Consider the following 16,287-nt stretch of genomic DNA (forward strand, 5'->3'; position numbering starts at 1 on the left):
ATGTGCCCATGACCGCCAACTCTGTTGAAAAGCATATTCTGAGCATCGTTTGCAGCGTTTTTGACGCTTATTCCGTAGTCCTTTTTCTGCCTGACGAAGAAGGCGAAGCGCACCACCTTGCGGCTGCCTTCAGCCTGGGTGAAAGGATTGCGTCCAACGCATCGGTGCTGCCCGGCAAGGGCCTTGTCGGCTGGATTGTTCGTAACCGGCAACCTCTGCTTGTGCCAAATTTTGACCAGCGCCAGAGCAACCTTGGCTACTACACCGGCGGCGAAGAGGCCAACATCAAGGCCTTTATGGGCTGCCCCGTGCCCACCGGCGGCGCGCTCTGCGTTGACAGCAAGCGACAGTACTCTTTTTCAGACAAAGACCACAAAATCCTGCAAATGTTCGCAGAGCTTATCTCGCGCCAGCAGGGTTCCACCGGACGGCAGGAGCTTGCAGGGGATATTCCCCGTTATTTTGCGGAATTGTCCGTTATTCAGGATCTGCGCTTTCGCTACAAGCGCTGGCCCCAGTTTTTGCAAAACTATCTGCGCATAATGGTTGAAGCCACGGGCTTTGACTACTGCGCCTTTGCCTCGGTGGACGAACCGGGCGAAACATATTGCGTTGAGAGCGAATCAGCCCGCCTGCTGCTGACCGGCGAAGAACCGCTTATCCTGCCCATGGGCAGCGGCATAACAGGCTGGGTTTTCCGCAACGATCAGCCGGTGATCGCTGAAGGCGTCGAGGGCGCGCCCGCCACGGTGCTGTTTGGCAAACTGCCGGATATGCCCGATTTTCAGGCTGCCATATGCATGCCGGTTATGGTCAACAAAAGCACACGCGGCGTACTTTGCCTTGCGCACACCAATCCTCGCCAGATAGATGAATCCCTGCGCAGTTTTGTGCGTCAGTCTGTGGATCATCTGGCTCTGTTCCTGGAAAATCTGTATCTCAAAATGCGGCTCAGAACCATGTTGCCCCGAGCGCGGGTGCATAACGACGGCCCCCAGGCCTATGACCCCGACACCGCGCCCATTCCGCCAACAAAAGAATACTAAACATGATTCTACGGCGTTTCTTCAGATTCTTGTCCAAAGACATTGCCATGGACCTTGGCACTGCCAACACCCTGCTTTACACCAGGGCGGATGGCATTGTGATCAATGAACCATCGGTGGTGGCCATAGACACGCACAAGAATTCTGTTCTCGCCGTAGGCGCTTCGGCCAAGGAATATCTGGGCCGCACACCCCAGCGCATCAAGGCCGTGCGCCCCATGAAGGACGGCGTCATCGCCGACTTCGACATTACCCGCGAAATGATCTCCTATTTTGTGCGCAAGGCCATTACCGGGCTGCGACTGGTCAAGCCCTCCATGGTCATCTGCATTCCAACGGGCATCACCCAGGTGGAAAAACGCGCGGTCATCGACTCGGCCATTCTGGCAGGTGCTGCCGATGTGGCCATGGTCGAGGAGCCAATGGCGGCGGCAATCGGGGCAGACCTGCCCATTCATGAGCCTCTGGGCAATCTGGTGCTCGACATTGGCGGCGGCACAAGCGAGGTGGCCGTTATCACCATGGCGGGCATTGCCAATGCGCAGTCTGTGCGCGTGGCGGGCGATGCCATGAATATGGCCGTGCAACGCTACATGCGCGATGTTTTTCGCATGGAAGTTGGGGACAATACAGCGGAAAACGTGAAGAAAATTCTTGGTTCCGCCATGCCCATGCCCAATGCGCCGGTGCTTGAAGTTTCGGGCAAGGATCTGGTGCGCGGCGCGCCCCGCGTGGTCAAGGTTACGGAAGGCCATGTGCGCGAAGCCCTGCGCGAACCTGTGCTGGCGATCCTTGGCGCAGTGATGCGTGCGCTGGAAAAAACGCCGCCTGAACTGGCAGCGGATATTTACCGCAACGGCATGCTCATGGCGGGCGGCGGTTCGCTGCTCAAGGGGCTGGATCAGTTTATAGCCAGAGAAACGCGCCTCAAGGTTTTTGTGGACAAAGACCCACTGACCACCGTGTTGCGCGGCACGGCCCGCGCCATGCTTGACCGCCAGCTTTATCACTCGGTCTTCATTAACTAGCTGCGCCCCGCGCCTCTTGCCGGGAGGTTGCGACAATCCATTTTTCAAAACAATACCTGCTGCGGGGCGACCAGCCCTGCGGCATCTGTGCGTGGCATACACAGCCATGCGCACAAAGGGATAGCCATGTTTGCATCACAGGATATTTTGCAGGGATGTCTGGAAATTGTGCGCCAGAGCGGCGACATCGTGCGCGAGCACTGGGCAAAGCCCAGCAACGTGCGCCACAAGGGCCGCATTGATCTGGTCACGCAGACGGACCTGGCGGTGGAAGCCTTTTTGAAGGAAAAACTGGCAAACCTTGTGCCCGGCGCCGCCTTTATGGCGGAAGAAAGCAGCGAGAGCGAGAAGGAACCGGACGGCCTGTGCTGGATCATTGACCCGGTGGACGGCACCACCAATTTTGTGCACCGCATCCCGCAGGTTGCTACCTCGGTAGCGCTGTGGAACAAGGATCATGTGGAGCTTGGCGTGGTCAGCATTCCCATGATGAACGAATGCTTCAGCGCGCAGCGCGGGCAGGGCGCGTACCTCAACGGCGCGCCCATAAGCGTGAGCAAGGCGGAAACCCTTGGAGATGCGCTGGTGGCCACCGGCTTTCCTTATGACTTTACCGGGCGGATCGACAGAATACTGGAACGCCTTTCCCTTGTGCTGCCCAAAAGCCAGGGCTTGCGCCGCATAGGCGCGGCGGCGGTAGATATGGCCTATGTGGCCTGCGGCAGGCTGGATATGTTTTATGAAGAAGGCCTGAAGCCCTGGGATTTTGCCGCTGGCCTGCTGCTGGTGGAAGAAGCCGGGGGCAGGGTGACCAATTTGCGCGGCGAGGCCCTGCATTTTGGTGATGTGCTCATGGCATCCAACGGGCTGGTGCATCAGGAGTCTGTTGATCTGCTTGGCCCCACGGCCGTATAAGAACACAGCGTTGCACGGCTTGCGTAGAGCGTTGCCTGAGCAGAGCGTTCACGAAGGGTACGCAGGCCCATCGGGGTTGCGCTCCTGCTGGGCAGTTTTTTGCAACTGGCAGGCTTGCGCGCGGGTAAATTGAGGGAGTGTGAGCAGCTCAGCGCGGGCGCACAAGGCCAGCCTGCACCGCCTGCCGCAAAAAGGGCGAAAGCAGTTCGCCAAAATGTACGCCTAGGCCTCGCAGTTCGTCATAATCGACCAGCATGTGCTGATCCGGGTCACGCACGGCGGTGGCAGCCAGCGAGGTGGGCATGCGGCCTTCATACAGCGCCACAAAGGCGTTGAAATTGTCCGGCCCCGGCGGGGAAACGCCGAGCGGCAGTATGCGCCCTTCGTGGTTCCAGTCGTTTTTAAACAGTTCCTGCGCCTTACGCTCGCTTGATTGCCCGGCGGGCAGTCGCCCGAAGGACGAAAATCCCCAGCCAAGGCCAGGGCGGTGCGTCAGCAGGGCGCGCCCAAGCCGGTCGCGCACAAGCAGGCCCACTGCCCGGTGGCGCAGGTTCTGCCGCAGTATGTCCTCGCCGCGCATGATGCACAGCGGTATGTTGTTGTGGTCCACAACCTCCTGCAAGTCAGGAGTGTTGCCTAATGAAGGATAAAGGCTGATTTTCATGAATGCTTCCACAGTGCGGGACGAACGCCTTCAGATGCTTGGGCCGCAGCATGCCGCCGCCATGTACGAGATTGAGCGCCAGTGCTTTCCCCTGCCCTGGTCAGAAGAGCAGTGCGCTGCCGCCTTTGGGCAAAAGGCTTTTTCGGCACTGGGAATGTTTCGGCATGAGGCGCTGATTGGCTATATATCAGTGTATCACACGCTGGATGAACTGGAAATACTCAATCTTGCAGTTTTGCCGGATCAACGTCGCAGAGGCTACGGGCGGCGTATATTGGGCGTGGTCTTGCGCCTTGCGCGTAAAATGGCTATACACAAAATCTTGCTTGAAGTCAGAGTGGGCAACAGGCCCGCTATTTGTCTGTATGAGAGTTGCGGCTTCAAGCGAGAGGGCGTGCGCAAAAAGTATTATACCGATACTGGCGAAGACGCGCTCATTTATCTTTGTTCCATATGATCCTTGAGGACGACATGCAAAAAATATTTGCCGCCAACTGGAAGATGTATAAAACCCGCGCTCAGGCAGCCCAAAGCGCAAGCGATCTGGCCAAAGGCCTCGGGAATATGCCTGCGGGGCAGGATGTGGTTGTTTTTGCACCCTTTACGTCCATAAACTGCGTGGCGGACGCCTTTAAGGGCATTGCGGCGCTTTCGGCGGGCGCGCAGAATTGCTATCCTGCTGAGGAAGGGGCCTTTACGGGCGAAACTTCGCCCGCCATGCTGCTTGACGCTGGCGCAAGATGGGTGCTGACCGGGCATTCCGAACGGCGGCACATCATGGGCGAAGACGATGCCCTCGTGGCCCGCAAAACAATTTTTGCCCTTGAGCACGGCCTCAAGGTGCTGTTCTGCATTGGCGAAACCCTTGACGAGCGCGAAGCTGGCAAGCTGAGCGCCGTGCTCGAGCGCCAGCTTGCCGCTGTTTTCTCGGCCATGCCCGAGAGCCTGCGCGGCGCTGCCCTTGTGGGCAAGCTCGCCATTGGCTACGAGCCTGTGTGGGCCATTGGCACGGGCAAGGTTGCCGGGCCGGAAGAAGTGCTTGATGCCCACGCCGTCACGCGGGCCTTGCTGAAAAAACTTGTGGGTGAAACCGCAGACAAGCTGCCCATTCTTTATGGTGGCAGCGTTAAGCCAAACAATGCCGCAGGGCTTATGGCCCTTGACAATGTGGATGGCCTTCTGGTAGGTGGAGCGTCTTTAGAAGCGCAAAGCTTCTTACAAATTATCGGGGCCTAACCCCACTTCGGGCGCGCCATCGGGCAGTGGCCGGACGGCGAGGAGGAATTCGTGCAGACTCTCATTCTTACGCTGCATATCATTGTGTGCGTGTTGCTGGTTATTCTTGTGCTGCTTCAGGCGGGCAAGGAAGGCATGGGCGTGATTTTTGGCGGTGGCAACAGCTCTGTGTTCGGCAGCGGCGGCGCAGGCGGCATTCTTGCCAAACTGACAGCCCTGATGGCCGTGATTTTTGTTATCACGTCGCTCAGCTACACCCTCGTGACCAGCTCGCGTCCTTCAAGTCAGTCTACGATTCTTGACGTGAAGATTGAAGAGCCTGCTGCTCCCAGGCCCGCCGCCCCGGCTGTTAAGCCCAGTGCGGAAGCGACCCCGGCTCCTGTGGTTCCCGCTGCTCCTGCCGAGCAGAAGGCCCCGGCGCCTGCGGCTCAATAAGCGCAGCACCTGTTTTACTGTTAAAGCCGCGGCCTGTGCTGCGGCTTTTTTTATTCGCATAACTCATGAGTGGAGCCCTTATGTCTGACGCTGATGCCTTTGGGGCAAATCCGTTCCGCGCGCTCAATGCAAAAAAATTTCCCGAAAAGCAAAAAAATGGTAGCAATGAGCGCAAACCTGCGCACCATGGGCAGGGTAAGGGCAAGCGCGTGATAGCGTCTGCTGGCACTGCGCAGGCTGTTGAAGTTTCGGATGAAGACTGCGACTTGTTTTTGAACGCCGTGAGCAGTGTGACCCCTGCCAAAAACAGCCGCAAAGCTGCAAATCCGGGGTTTTCACTGGAAGAACGAGGCGCCATGACCAGTATGGCAGATGCCCTGGCCGAAGAACGCGGCAAGGGCAAAAAAAATGCGACTAAGGCCGCAACGCAGGATGTTGGCAAATCCAAGGGCGTGGCTCCGGGAGCGGCCCAAATATCGAGCGGTCATGCGTCGCCTACACAGGCGTCATCTGGCAAGGTGCCATCTGGCAGAGTCGCAGCCACACCCGTTCAAGAGGATGAGGATGACGAGGCCTCGGCCTTTCTTGCCGCCATGGGCACAGTAAGCCCCCTTACTGGCGGTGGGCGGGATGTTGTTCCGGCTCCTGCCCCGGTAACTCCACCGCCGCATGGCGAGCTGAGCCTTCAGGATTTCATGGACGGCAAGCTGGAATTTGCCCTGACGTTCTCTGACGAATACCTTGAAGGGCATGTGGTCGGCCTTGACCAGATGATTCTGAACAAGCTCCGCGCTGGTGGCCTGAGCCCTGAGGCCCACCTTGACCTGCACGGCCTCAATGCGATGCAGGCATTTGAAGCCCTGCGCGGCTTTTTTAAGGGAAGCTGGTACAAGGGCCTGCGCACAGTGCTGGTGGTGCCGGGCCGTGGCCGCAATTCGCCTGACGGCATGGGCGTCCTGCGCGAAAAGCTGCAAAGCTGGCTGACGCAGGATCCCTTCAAGCGGGTAGTGCTGGCCTTCTGCACAGCCCAACCCCACGACGGCGGGCCGGGCAGCGTCTATGTGCTGCTGCGCAAATACCGCAAAAAAGGCCGCATTTACTGGGAAAGGATGCCTGCGGATTCTGACCTGTACTAGAGCTGCTTGCTTTTGAAAATGTACACTTGCAAGTGTTTGACAAGTAAACTCGGCAAGGGCTGCGCTTATGGCCTCACTTGCAGCAAGTACCTGAGAGGTTATACCTCCCCCCTCAAAAAGTTTTGTGCTGTACGTATTCGTTTCTGATATGACTTATCAGTGTGCTGAAATCATTGATTAGTGTGTAGTACAGTGCCACACAGTGCTGGAGATTTTTCAAAGCTGCAAATACTTGGGCAAGATTGTTGCGCAAACTGTATTGCACAGAGTTCTGCTAAATATCTCCAATATTTTTCCATTACTATTGACTTTAACAACTTTATAATACCAGACATTGATTACGCTGGGTAGGCAGAAAGAAAAAGCAAGTGATATCGTTCGCTCAATTTATTACAACTTTGAAGATTTGCATCTTGTGCTCTCCATATTCATGTCAGAATCAGAAGCTATATAAAATTTTTGAGTAATTATTTAAGCCGTTACTACATAGACGAATTCTTATTCAATAGACGCAAAATCAGTTTTTGGACAACTTCCAGATACGGGTGTTTTTCTCCTGCGTCCCTCATCAATAGATTCACCTCGCGAATATTCTCCTACCCAGCTGCATAAGGTTATAGTGTCTTTAATACCCAGCCCTTCATAATGCTCTTTAACTATTGCCTCCTTCAGCATAGCGTTTTGCTGCCATCTATTTGAATCCTTAACGGTAGAACAAGCGTCACTCAAAAGCGATGCTATGTGGGGCTACACCAAGGACGGGGCAAGCCTGCGAATGGGGTTTACGCCAACGCCAGGACAAGGCAGGCATGTATTTGTTGAAATTGAAGTTGCAATGTGGATAGTATTTTGTATATATTAAAATATTAAATTTTTTATTATTCTTTTTTTGATAACGACTTCAAGGGGGCCATTATGTCGAACTTGCCTGATTGCTGCGTGGCTCATGTCTATTGCCCCGAGAATGGCGCACCTGTCCGCATACAGCCTCTTTCTGAACATTTGCGGAATGTTGCTGCCCTGACATCATCAGCGGCAGCCAAGGTCGGGTTGCCCCTGACAGGTCATCTGGTTGGCTTGCTGCATGATTTTGGCAAGTATTCAAAAGAATTTCAGAATTATATCCTTTCCGCTGCTGGCTGCATTACTCCTGGTGAGCCGGGCTACACCGATCCCATAACTTGCAAAGGGAAGATTAATCATGCTTTTGCTGGAGGGCAGCTCCTCTGGAAGGGTCTGCAAGGCAATGATACGAAAAAGGCGATCGCCCGGATGATTGCATTGTGTATTCTGTCCCACCATTCAGGGTTAAAAGATTGCATAACCCCAGACGGCAAGGACGCATTTACACAGAATTACATGGCCCGTCCTGAGGAAAAAACACATCGTGAGCAGTGCGTTGAGCGGTGCGATCAAGCATTCCTTGAAGAGATAGAAAATGAAATCTCGAATGCGCTTTTATCGGAAGTGCGAGCAGTTCTGATGAAGTTGCGTGATCGAGTCATGAGCAAGCAGCCAGCAAGTGCGGATATCAATGACCAACGAGACTGCGCAAACAGCCGCGATTTTCAGCTTGGATTACTGGCGCGTTTTTTATTCAGTTGCCTGATTGATGCGGATCGTACTGACAGTGCAGATTTTGAAGACCGGAAAGGGGCGAAAATTCGGCGCAGCGTGGTCAGGCGTCCTTGGAATGTCCTGGTGCCGCGTTTTGAAGCAGCCTTGGCCCAAAAGACCCCGCAACATGCCATCGACCACATCCGGGGCGATATTTCTGCCCATTGCGCGCAGCGTGCCCAGGATGCGCCGGGTATGTTTACTCTCACTGTGCCCACTGGCGGGGGCAAAACGCTGGCCAGCCTTCGTTTTGCCCTGCTGCACGCGCAAAAGCACCAGATGGACAGAATTATCTATGTTATTCCTTATACATCCATTATTGATCAAAATGCCGCTGTAGCCCGGAAAATTCTTGAGCAGGGTGAAGCCCCTGGATCCATAGTGCTTGAGCACCATTCCAATTTTTTCCCTGATGAAGATTCTGACGCTGAAGAAGTCGTCAGTCGATGGGAAAAATTGTCCGAAAATTGGGATGCTCCCGTGGTCTTTACCACAATGGTGCAGTTTCTTGAGAGCCTGTTTGGCGCAGGCACTAGCTCCGCCCGCCGCATGCATAATCTTGCGCGTAGTGTGATAGTGTTTGATGAAGTGCAGACTGTCCCTGTGCGCTGCTTACGCATGTTTTGCAACGCTGTGGATTTTTTGACCGGGCAATGCGGCTCTACTGCAGTGCTTTGCACTGCCACGCAGCCGAGGCTGGGCAATCTGCCGCGACCTTTGAGCGGCAGCTTTGATATAAAGCCCGACATGGAAATTGTGCCAGATGTGCCTGCCCTGTTTACATGCCTCAAGCGCACAGTTTTTTTTGACCACTGCCACACCGGCATGAGTGCAGAAAATGTGGCCGCACTAGCGCAAGAAGAGCAACAAACCCACGGTTCATGCTTGGTGGTTTGCAATACCAAGCGAACGGCAGAAAATATTTATGCGCTTTGCGCCGAACATGAAGGCGTAAACCGCTACTATCTTAGCACCAATCTTTGCCCGGCACACCGCATGGAAAAGCTTGAGGCCATGCGCGCCGATTTGAAAAAAGGCCGCCCTGTACTTTGTGTTAGCACTCAACTCATTGAATGTGGCGTGGATATCAGTTTTCGATCTGTTATTCGCATGGCTGCAGGTCTGGATTCAATCCTCCAGGCGGCAGGGCGCTGCAATCGGCATGGGGAAAAAGAACCGGGCAGGGTGCATATTGTGCTGGTAGAAGCGGATGCAGAAAATCTGGCCTGGCTGAAAGACATTAAAGATGGTCGGGATATCTTTCTTGATACAGTGCGCATAAAGTATGAACAAGAACTTTTGGAGTCTGGCTACGATTTCACCATGCCACAGTTGGTTGCAACATATTTTGACCACTATTTTTATCGTAAGGGTGCCGCGCTTTCTTACGCGGCAGGCGATTGCAATTCTTTGCTTGATATGCTGGGCAGTAATCAGTTTGCTGTCATCAACAATCCATTCCCCACATTGGGGCAATCGTTCAGCACCGCAGCAAAAATTTTCAAGTCCATCGACTCAACATCAAAAAGTATTTTGGTGCCTTATAAAGATGGAGGAGGCATTATTGCCGCACTTTGTTCAACAGATTTGCTGTATAAAAAATATGAGCTTTTGCGTAAGGCTCAGCGATTTTCAGTGAATATTTTTCCACATACAGAACGTGAACTTATACAGAAAAATGCCTTGTATCCCATTCAGGATAGTGGCATGTTTGCTTTGAGGCCTAATTTTTACTGCAATGATCAGGGCGTTAGCGCGCAATCAGGGCAAAAACTGAGTTTTTGTAATTACTGATAGGAGGATTGAGTGAATAACGATATATCCTTTACTGTTTATGGGCGTTATGCCCTCTTTTCTGATCCCGTAACTCGAGTCGGCGGCGAAAAATGTTCTTACCACATTCCCACATATGAGGCTCTCAAGGGAATAGTCAAATCTATCTATTGGAAGCCAACGCTGACTTGGGTGATTGAAAAGGTGCGCATTCTGCACCCATTTCGCACACAGACCAAGGGCGTAAAACCAATCAGGCCCACCACAGGCGGCAATGATCTTTCCATCTATACCTATCTGGCTGATGTTGCCTATCAGGTAAAGGCCCATTTTGTATGGAATGAGTATAGGCCGGAACTGAAACAAGACCGGATTGAAGGCAAACACTACGAAATAGCCAAGCGTATGCTGGCGCGCGGTGGCCGACAGGATATCTTTTTGGGTACGCGCGACTGCCAGGGGTATGTAGAGCCTTGCAGATTTGGCGAAGGCCCCGGTGCGTATGATGACCTGGAAGAGCTGGCCTTTGGCCTCATGTTTCACGGGTTTGATTATCCTGATGAAACCGGAAACTCCAGTTTTGGCGCAAGGTTCTGGAAGCCGGTTATGCGCAAGGGCATTATCGAATTCCCCTCGCCGGATGACGCCTCGCTGCTGCGTAAAGAAATTCGCCCCATGAAGTCCAAGGTATTCCATCCCGGCAAAAATTATGCGGGTTGCGATGAAGAGGCGCTATGCCTCCTTTTGCAGGAGCCTGAAACTGTGGCATATCCCGATGCCCGAAATCTGTTTTCTGATGGCGGCCCACAAGGGGGTGCGCTGTGAGCTGGATGCAAAAACTCTTTGAAACGTACGAAGCCTGCTCTAAAAACCCGGCCTTTGTAGATCCGCCGCAGGCGGAAGACGGCGGCAAGGAGGCCCCGGCGCTTATGCCGGTGAGCCATACCAGCCAGCAGGCGCATATTCATGTCGTCATTGACGGGGCTGGTAATTTTGTGAGGGCAGAGCTGCTGCCCTTGAAGATGCAGTTCATTATCCCGGCAACAGAAGATTCCGCAGGTCGTACCAGCGGTGATTCCCCACATCCTCTGGATGATAAAATCCATTATTGCGCCAAAGATTACTCTGGCGGCAAAAAGAATCTTTATAGCTTGTATGCTGCACAATTGCAGGCATGGTGCGATTCTCCCCACAGTCATCCAAAGGCCAGGGCTGTATATGCCTACGTTTCGCAGGGGCATCTGGTGAATGACCTGTTGAAATGTGGAATTTTGCGCGGCGAATCAGCCAACTCCTTGCAAACGGAACCAACCGAAGCAGACAAAGAGAGCGGCGCAGACAGCATCTTTAACAGATTGCAGCCCAAAAAAATTGGCAACGCCACGGTGCGCGACCAGGGGGACGCCCTGGTGGTATGGAGCGTGGTAAACCTGCCTGATGACATGGAACCGCGTACATGGAAGGACACCAGCCTGCAACAGGCTTGGATGGCTTACGACGCATCCATGATGGAGCAAAAAGGCCTTTGCATGGTGCAAGGGGTGGAATGCGTTGTTGCCACAAAGCATCCGCGCAATATCCGCCGCCCCGGTGATGGTGCAAAACTTATTTCCTCCAATGATTCCGCAAATTTTACCTACCGGGGGCGCTTTCTGGAGCCGGAGCAGGCCTGCACAGTCGGCTATGAGGTAAGTCACAAAGCGCATAATGCGTTGCGCTGGCTCATTGCGCGGCAAGGCTACCGCAACGGGGATCAGGCTGTTGTGGCCTGGGCTGTGCGCGGCGCGCCCGTGCCTAATCCTTGTGAAGATTTGTTTGATCTGAGTGCCGACGACTTCTTGCTTGATGACACGCCTGAGGTGCAGGCAGAGAAGGACGCCGCCCGGCCTCTTTTTGTTCCTCCCGTAAATATGGGGCTGCCCTTTGCAAAAAGGCTGAACAAAGCCCTCGTGGGATACAAGGCTGATCTCAAGGAAACTGACGGCATCACCATCATGGCGATGGATGCGGCCAGCCCTGGTCGGCTTTCTGTCATATTTTACCGTGAGCAGATGCTTAAGGACTACCTGCACAATCTGGAACGATGGCAGGAAGAATGCGCATGGGTTTTGCCCGTTCGCATTGCCGAAACGCGCGAGGGCCAGAGCAAACCCAAAACGCGCACTGTTTACACGCCCCTTGCTCCTACGCCAGAAACGATTGCCCGCGTTGCTTACGGCAGGCGTATTGACGACAAGTTGCTCAAGGCAACTGTAGAGCGGTTGTTGCCATGCATTGTTGATAGGGCAACCTTGCCGCGCGATATTGTTGAGAGTTGCGTGCGCCGTGCCTGCAACCGCGCGGCGCATGAGGCATGGGAGTGGGCTGAAGTGCTGGGCGTTGCCTGCGCCATGTACAGGGGCTATTTCGCCAGACACATAAAAGAAGGGGAATACAGCATGGCACTTGATGAAACGCGTAACTCCCGTGACTACCTCTTTGGGCGGCTTCTTGCGGTTGCGGAATATATTGAACGTTCCGCTTTGAATTGCGCGGGAGAAAAACGCCCCACCAATGCCGAGCGGTTGATGCAGCGCTTTGCCGACCATCCTTTTGCCACATGGAAACAACTTGAGCTTCAGTTGCAGCCGTATATGCAGCGGCTGAAGAGCAGTTCCCATGCCGGGCTGCTTAAACGGCCCAAAGAAGCCTGGAAAGAAATTTACGATAAATTTGACCCCGAAGAATTCACTTCTTCAAACAAGCTCAGTGGCGAATTTCTGCTGGGCTACCATTGTCAGATGTCAGCCTTGTACGCCACGGCTGATAAAGAAAGCACCACTGAAGCCAATGACCAGCAAGGAGCGTAACATGAGTCTGCAACACAAGATCGACTTCGCCGTTATTCTCACCGTAGATCACGCCAACCCTAACGGCGATCCGCTCAACGGCAACCGTCCCCGTACCGATTATGATGGCTATGGGGAAATCAGCGATGTTTGCCTTAAGCGCAAGATCCGTGATCGGCTCATGGAGCAGAAGGGGACGCAAGTTTTTGTGCAGTCAGACGACCGCAAGCTGGACAACATGGCCTCACTTAAGGAAAGAGCTGAATCTGCGGAGCACGGCCTTGGCAAGGATGCTTTTAATCCCAAAAAATGCAGCAAGGAAGAAACCGCCCGAAAGGCTTGCGCCAAGTGGTTTGACGTGCGTGCTTTTGGGCAGCTTTTTGCTTTTGGCAAAGATGGTGATGCGGCGGGGGTTTCCATTGCTGTGCGCGGCCCGGTGAGCATTCACTCGGCCTTCAGCGTGGAGCCTGTCAGCGTTGCAAGTATTCAGATCACCAAAAGCGTCAGCGGCGAGGGCGATGGCAGTAAGCGCGGTTCGGACACCATGGGCATGAAGCACCGTGTGGATAAAGGCGTGTATGTTTTTTACGGCAGCATGAATCCGCAGCTTGCCGAACGCACCGGCTTTAGCGATGAAGACGCTGCCGTGCTCAAGGCCATCCTGCCCAGGCTGTTTGAAAATGACGCTTCGTCTGCCCGTCCGGAGGGCAGCATGGCCGTCAATCAGGTATTCTGGTGGCAACACAACTGCGCTTCCGGGCAGTATTCATCCGCAAAAGTGCATAAAAGCCTCACGGTTAACCCCGATGGCAGCTATACGCTCAACGGCGAGGCAACTCCGGGGTTGAAAATAGAAGTGTTGCATGGATTCTAATAAGTCTTCACTCGAACTTATGTGTTGCAAAAAAAATTATCCTCCGTTAAAACATCTTCACAGGGGGAATTTTCCTCTGTGTTAGGATGAAATTACAGAGGGGAGCAATATGCGTGTCTTATTAGTTGAAGGTGGCTGTTCTCCGGGAGCGTGGCAGTCACCGTTTAAGGAAGAGAGCCTTCCGTACGATCGACAAAAACCTTATCGGAAGGCTCTCCAAGCTCCCGTTTTTTCTAAGTGTGTTCGCCGAATCTGTCAATGTATGGGCAAAGGCACTTAGTAGTCTCTTTCACTCCCCTGCGGGAGTGTTTGATAGTAAGCGTTCTTTGTTATGTGCCTCGCGGGCTTTATCGCCCAGCGTTGGTAGTCGCTCTGTATGCTAGAGCGTGGATTGAAGCGAGTGTAGAGTAATTAGTTGTGGCAGACAGGCCCCCTCCCATCGGGAGGGGGCACTCATCCTTTATCAAGGAAGCCACCATGCATCACCATCCCCCAGCCGATTCCATTCCCATATCGGCTTTGCAGCATTATCTGTTCTGCCCCCGGCAGTGTGCGCTCATCCATCTGGAACAGCTCTGGACGGAAAACGTGTACACTGCCGAGGGCCGTCAGCTGCACGAAAAAGCCCACAGCAACGCATCTGAAAGTCGCGGCGACTGCAAAACTGTTTCAGGGCTGCTGCTCTGCTCGCGCGCTCTTGGCCTGACAGGGCAGGCAGACGTTGTGGAGTTTCATCGGCACGGCAATGTCTGGCAGCCGTACCCTGTTGAATACAAGCGGGGCCGCCCCAAAAGCATGGCGGCAGACCGTATCCAGCTCTGCGCTCAAGCCCTCTGTCTCGAAGAAATGTTGCGAGTTTCCATTCCTGAAGGGGCGCTGTTTTACGGCAAAACCCGGCGGCGGCAAGTAGTCGCTCTTGACGATGCCCTGCGGGATGAAACCCGCGCCACTATTCTTGCCGTGCAGGATTTGTTGAATAAAGGGCTTACCCCTGCGCCTCCGCCTTTGGAAATATCCAACAACATCTGCCCGGCGTGCTCGCTGAGCGACGCCTGCCTGCCCCTTGCTCCGCAGACCTCGGCAGCGAGCTATCTGCAATCCGTGCTGGAGAGCATATGAAACCGCTGCTCAATACACTGTTTGTTACAACTCAAGAAAGTTATTTGGCTAAAGACGGCGAATGCGTGGCCGTGTACCAGGGAGACGCGCTTAAAGGAAAAATCCCCATCCACACGCTTTGCGGGCTTGTGCTGTTTGGGCAGATTTCGTGCAGTCCTTTTTTGTTGGGTCACTGCGCTGAAAACGGTGTAACAGTGTCGTGGTTGACCCAATATGGGCGGTTTTTGGCATCCATGCACGGGCCAGTGAGCGGCAATGTGCTGTTGCGGCGTGAGCAATACCGCCGTGCGGATGATGATGCGGCGTCTGCCGCCATTGCCTCCGCTATGGTAATCGGCAAAATCGCCAATTGCCGCACGGTGCTGATGCGCGCAGCGCGCGAGAGGCCGACTGCAAGTCTTGACGCAGCAGTGGCCCGGCTGGCCCAATGCCTTGCCCGCCTGCGCGAGCCTTTGCCGCTCAATATGGTGCGCGGCGTTGAAGGTGAGGCGGCGCAAGTGTATTTTGGCGTATTTGCCAACCTTATTCAGGCAAAAGACACCGCCTTCCGCTTTGATGGCCGCAACCGCCGTCCACCTCTCGATGCTGTTAACTGCCTTCTTTCCTTTCTATATACACTTCTGGCGCACGATGTTCGCGGGGCGCTGGAAAGCTGCGGGCTTGATCCTGCTGTGGGCTTTTTGCACCGCGACAGGCCCGGACGCCCCAGTCTGGCTCTGGACATAATGGAAGAATTTCGCCCGTATTTGGCAGATCGTCTGGCTTGCACGCTTATCAACCGCGGGCAAGTGAAGGCCAAAGGCTTTCGTAAAACAGAATCGGGCGCGGTGATTATGGACGATGCCACGCGCAAAGATGTGATCTCTGCATGGCAGGAGCGAAAACAGGAGACTGTGGAGCATCCTTTTTTGCAGGAAAAAATGGCGGCAGGCCTCTTGTATCACTGCCAGGCGCGTTTGCTCGCCCGATACCTGCGTGGCGATCTGGATGCTTACCCTCCCTTTGTGATTCGGTGACGCCATGCTTGTGTTGGTAAGCTACGATGTAAATACACAGGATGCGGCTGGAAAGCGCCGTCTGCGCAAAATTGCCCGTCATTGTGAAAATTGGGGGCAGCGCGTGCAGTTTTCTGTTTTTGAGTGCGTGGTTGATCCTGCCCAATGGGTTGCCTTACGCAATAATTTGCTGGACTGCATGGATGAGGAAAAAGATAGCCTGCGCTTTTACTTTTTGGGCGCGAACTGGAAAAATCGCGTGGAGCATGTTGGGGCAAAACCATCATATGATCCTCAGGGAACGCTGATTCTGTAGATAACGAACATAATACGAAGTGGCAGGCTGAGAGTGTCAGCAGAGACCAGAGTGGCAGAGGAGGGGATATGTGTACTTCTGGCAGACAACCCGCGAGAACCTGAAGCGCACAGCATTTTTCTGGGAGGTGCTCGATTTTTTAACAGTATGATTTTATTGTAGTAATTTTTTGAGTGGTTTTGCTTAATGCAAATTTTATTCGAGGTTCGTGGCCCTCTCGAAAAATGCCCTGCATATCATTGCAGGGCAAAGGCGAAAAATGGTCACAGTCGCTCCCCGTGCGGGAGCGTGGATTGAAGCATTCG

At 54.0% G+C, this 16,287-nt stretch carries 15 protein-coding genes; 14 read left to right on the top strand and 1 reads right to left on the bottom strand.

Annotated elements, in window-relative coordinates:
- Positions 1-8 precede the first annotated feature (8 nt).
- The 3 genes from G449_RS0111190 to G449_RS0111200 all read left to right on the top strand — a co-directional run bounded on the left by G449_RS0111190 (position 9) and on the right by G449_RS0111200 (position 2,989).
- The gene (locus tag G449_RS0111190; RefSeq protein WP_022659407.1) at positions 9-1,046 is read left to right on the top strand and encodes a GAF domain-containing protein; all 1,038 of its coding nucleotides are present in this window, start codon (positions 9-11) and stop codon (positions 1,044-1,046) included.
- A 2-nt stretch (positions 1,047-1,048) separates the two neighbouring features.
- On the top strand, positions 1,049-2,074 hold the full coding sequence (mreB, locus tag G449_RS0111195; protein ID WP_022659408.1) for a rod shape-determining protein: 1,026 nt from the start codon (positions 1,049-1,051) through the stop codon (positions 2,072-2,074).
- A 126-nt stretch (positions 2,075-2,200) separates the two neighbouring features.
- Positions 2,201-2,989: an inositol monophosphatase family protein gene (locus G449_RS0111200; protein ID WP_022659409.1), complete on the top strand. Its 789-nt coding sequence runs from the start codon at positions 2,201-2,203 to the stop codon at positions 2,987-2,989.
- Between the two features lie 148 nt (positions 2,990-3,137).
- On the opposite strand, the gene G449_RS0111205 is transcribed toward G449_RS0111200, so the two are convergent.
- Positions 3,138-3,653, bottom strand: coding sequence for an NUDIX hydrolase (locus tag G449_RS0111205; protein ID WP_022659410.1), 516 nt, complete (start codon positions 3,651-3,653; stop codon positions 3,138-3,140).
- On the opposite strand from G449_RS0111205, the gene rimI reads away from it, so the two are divergent.
- The 11 genes from rimI to cas2 all read left to right on the top strand — a co-directional run bounded on the left by rimI (position 3,652) and on the right by cas2 (position 15,982).
- Complete coding sequence (gene rimI, locus G449_RS0111210; protein ID WP_051135435.1) at positions 3,652-4,110, top strand: ribosomal protein S18-alanine N-acetyltransferase; 459 nt, start codon at positions 3,652-3,654, stop codon at positions 4,108-4,110. The two genes, G449_RS0111205 and rimI, sit on opposite strands and share 2 nt — an antisense overlap.
- A 14-nt stretch (positions 4,111-4,124) precedes the next feature.
- Positions 4,125-4,889 carry a triose-phosphate isomerase gene (gene tpiA / locus G449_RS0111215; RefSeq protein WP_022659411.1) on the top strand — a complete coding sequence of 255 codons (765 nt, stop codon included), beginning with the start codon at positions 4,125-4,127 and terminating at the stop codon, positions 4,887-4,889.
- Between the two features lie 51 nt (positions 4,890-4,940).
- Complete coding sequence (gene secG, locus G449_RS0111220; protein ID WP_022659412.1) at positions 4,941-5,324, top strand: preprotein translocase subunit SecG; 384 nt, start codon at positions 4,941-4,943, stop codon at positions 5,322-5,324.
- Positions 5,325-5,404: 80 nt separating this feature from the next.
- Complete coding sequence (locus tag G449_RS0111225; protein ID WP_022659413.1) at positions 5,405-6,460, top strand: Smr/MutS family protein; 1,056 nt, start codon at positions 5,405-5,407, stop codon at positions 6,458-6,460.
- Positions 6,461-7,375: 915 nt separating this feature from the next.
- Positions 7,376-9,871, top strand: a complete 2,496-nt coding sequence (locus G449_RS0111230; RefSeq protein ID WP_022659414.1) for a CRISPR-associated helicase/endonuclease Cas3 — start codon at positions 7,376-7,378, stop codon at positions 9,869-9,871.
- Between the two features lie 12 nt (positions 9,872-9,883).
- Positions 9,884-10,675, top strand: a complete 792-nt coding sequence (cas5c, locus tag G449_RS16910; protein WP_022659415.1) for a type I-C CRISPR-associated protein Cas5c — start codon at positions 9,884-9,886, stop codon at positions 10,673-10,675.
- 5 nt (positions 10,676-10,680) lie between these two features.
- Complete coding sequence (cas8c, locus tag G449_RS0111240) at positions 10,681-12,699, top strand: type I-C CRISPR-associated protein Cas8c/Csd1 (protein ID WP_245559864.1); 2,019 nt, start codon at positions 10,681-10,683, stop codon at positions 12,697-12,699.
- 1 nt (position 12,700) lies between these two features.
- Positions 12,701-13,552: a type I-C CRISPR-associated protein Cas7/Csd2 gene (cas7c, locus tag G449_RS0111245; RefSeq protein WP_022659417.1), complete on the top strand. Its 852-nt coding sequence runs from the start codon at positions 12,701-12,703 to the stop codon at positions 13,550-13,552.
- Positions 13,553-14,029: 477 nt separating this feature from the next.
- A complete protein-coding gene (gene cas4 / locus G449_RS0111250; protein ID WP_022659418.1) occupies positions 14,030-14,671 on the top strand; it encodes a CRISPR-associated protein Cas4 in 642 nt (213 codons plus the stop codon).
- Positions 14,668-15,687, top strand: coding sequence for a type I-C CRISPR-associated endonuclease Cas1c (cas1c, locus tag G449_RS0111255; protein ID WP_022659419.1), 1,020 nt, complete (start codon positions 14,668-14,670; stop codon positions 15,685-15,687). Before cas4 ends, cas1c begins: the two co-directional genes overlap by 4 nt.
- A gap of 4 nt (positions 15,688-15,691) precedes the next feature.
- Positions 15,692-15,982, top strand: a complete 291-nt coding sequence (cas2, locus tag G449_RS0111260; RefSeq protein WP_022659420.1) for a CRISPR-associated endonuclease Cas2 — start codon at positions 15,692-15,694, stop codon at positions 15,980-15,982.
- Positions 15,983-16,287: the final 305 nt, after the last annotated feature.

It is taken from the genome of Desulfovibrio desulfuricans DSM 642 (assembly GCF_000420465.1).
GTDB classification, from domain to species: domain Bacteria; phylum Desulfobacterota; class Desulfovibrionia; order Desulfovibrionales; family Desulfovibrionaceae; genus Desulfovibrio; species Desulfovibrio desulfuricans.

What these genes read in the sequence shown, in the direction of transcription:
- G449_RS0111190 (WP_022659407.1), top strand. Translation starts at nt 9, where the DNA reads ATGACCGCCAACTCTGTTGAAAAGCATATTCTGAGCATCGTTTGCAGC.
- mreB (WP_022659408.1), top strand. Translation starts at nt 1,049, where the DNA reads ATGATTCTACGGCGTTTCTTCAGATTCTTGTCCAAAGACATTGCCATG.
- G449_RS0111200 (WP_022659409.1), top strand. Translation starts at nt 2,201, where the DNA reads ATGTTTGCATCACAGGATATTTTGCAGGGATGTCTGGAAATTGTGCGC.
- rimI (WP_051135435.1), top strand. Translation starts at nt 3,652, where the DNA reads ATGAATGCTTCCACAGTGCGGGACGAACGCCTTCAGATGCTTGGGCCG.
- G449_RS0111205 (WP_022659410.1), bottom strand. Translation starts at nt 3,653, where the DNA reads ATGAAAATCAGCCTTTATCCTTCATTAGGCAACACTCCTGACTTGCAG.
- tpiA (WP_022659411.1), top strand. Translation starts at nt 4,125, where the DNA reads ATGCAAAAAATATTTGCCGCCAACTGGAAGATGTATAAAACCCGCGCT.
- G449_RS0111225 (WP_022659413.1), top strand. Translation starts at nt 5,405, where the DNA reads ATGTCTGACGCTGATGCCTTTGGGGCAAATCCGTTCCGCGCGCTCAAT.
- G449_RS0111230 (WP_022659414.1), top strand. Translation starts at nt 7,376, where the DNA reads ATGTCGAACTTGCCTGATTGCTGCGTGGCTCATGTCTATTGCCCCGAG.
- cas8c (WP_245559864.1), top strand. Translation starts at nt 10,681, where the DNA reads ATGCAAAAACTCTTTGAAACGTACGAAGCCTGCTCTAAAAACCCGGCC.
- cas7c (WP_022659417.1), top strand. Translation starts at nt 12,701, where the DNA reads ATGAGTCTGCAACACAAGATCGACTTCGCCGTTATTCTCACCGTAGAT.
- cas4 (WP_022659418.1), top strand. Translation starts at nt 14,030, where the DNA reads ATGCATCACCATCCCCCAGCCGATTCCATTCCCATATCGGCTTTGCAG.
- cas1c (WP_022659419.1), top strand. Translation starts at nt 14,668, where the DNA reads ATGAAACCGCTGCTCAATACACTGTTTGTTACAACTCAAGAAAGTTAT.
- cas2 (WP_022659420.1), top strand. Translation starts at nt 15,692, where the DNA reads ATGCTTGTGTTGGTAAGCTACGATGTAAATACACAGGATGCGGCTGGA.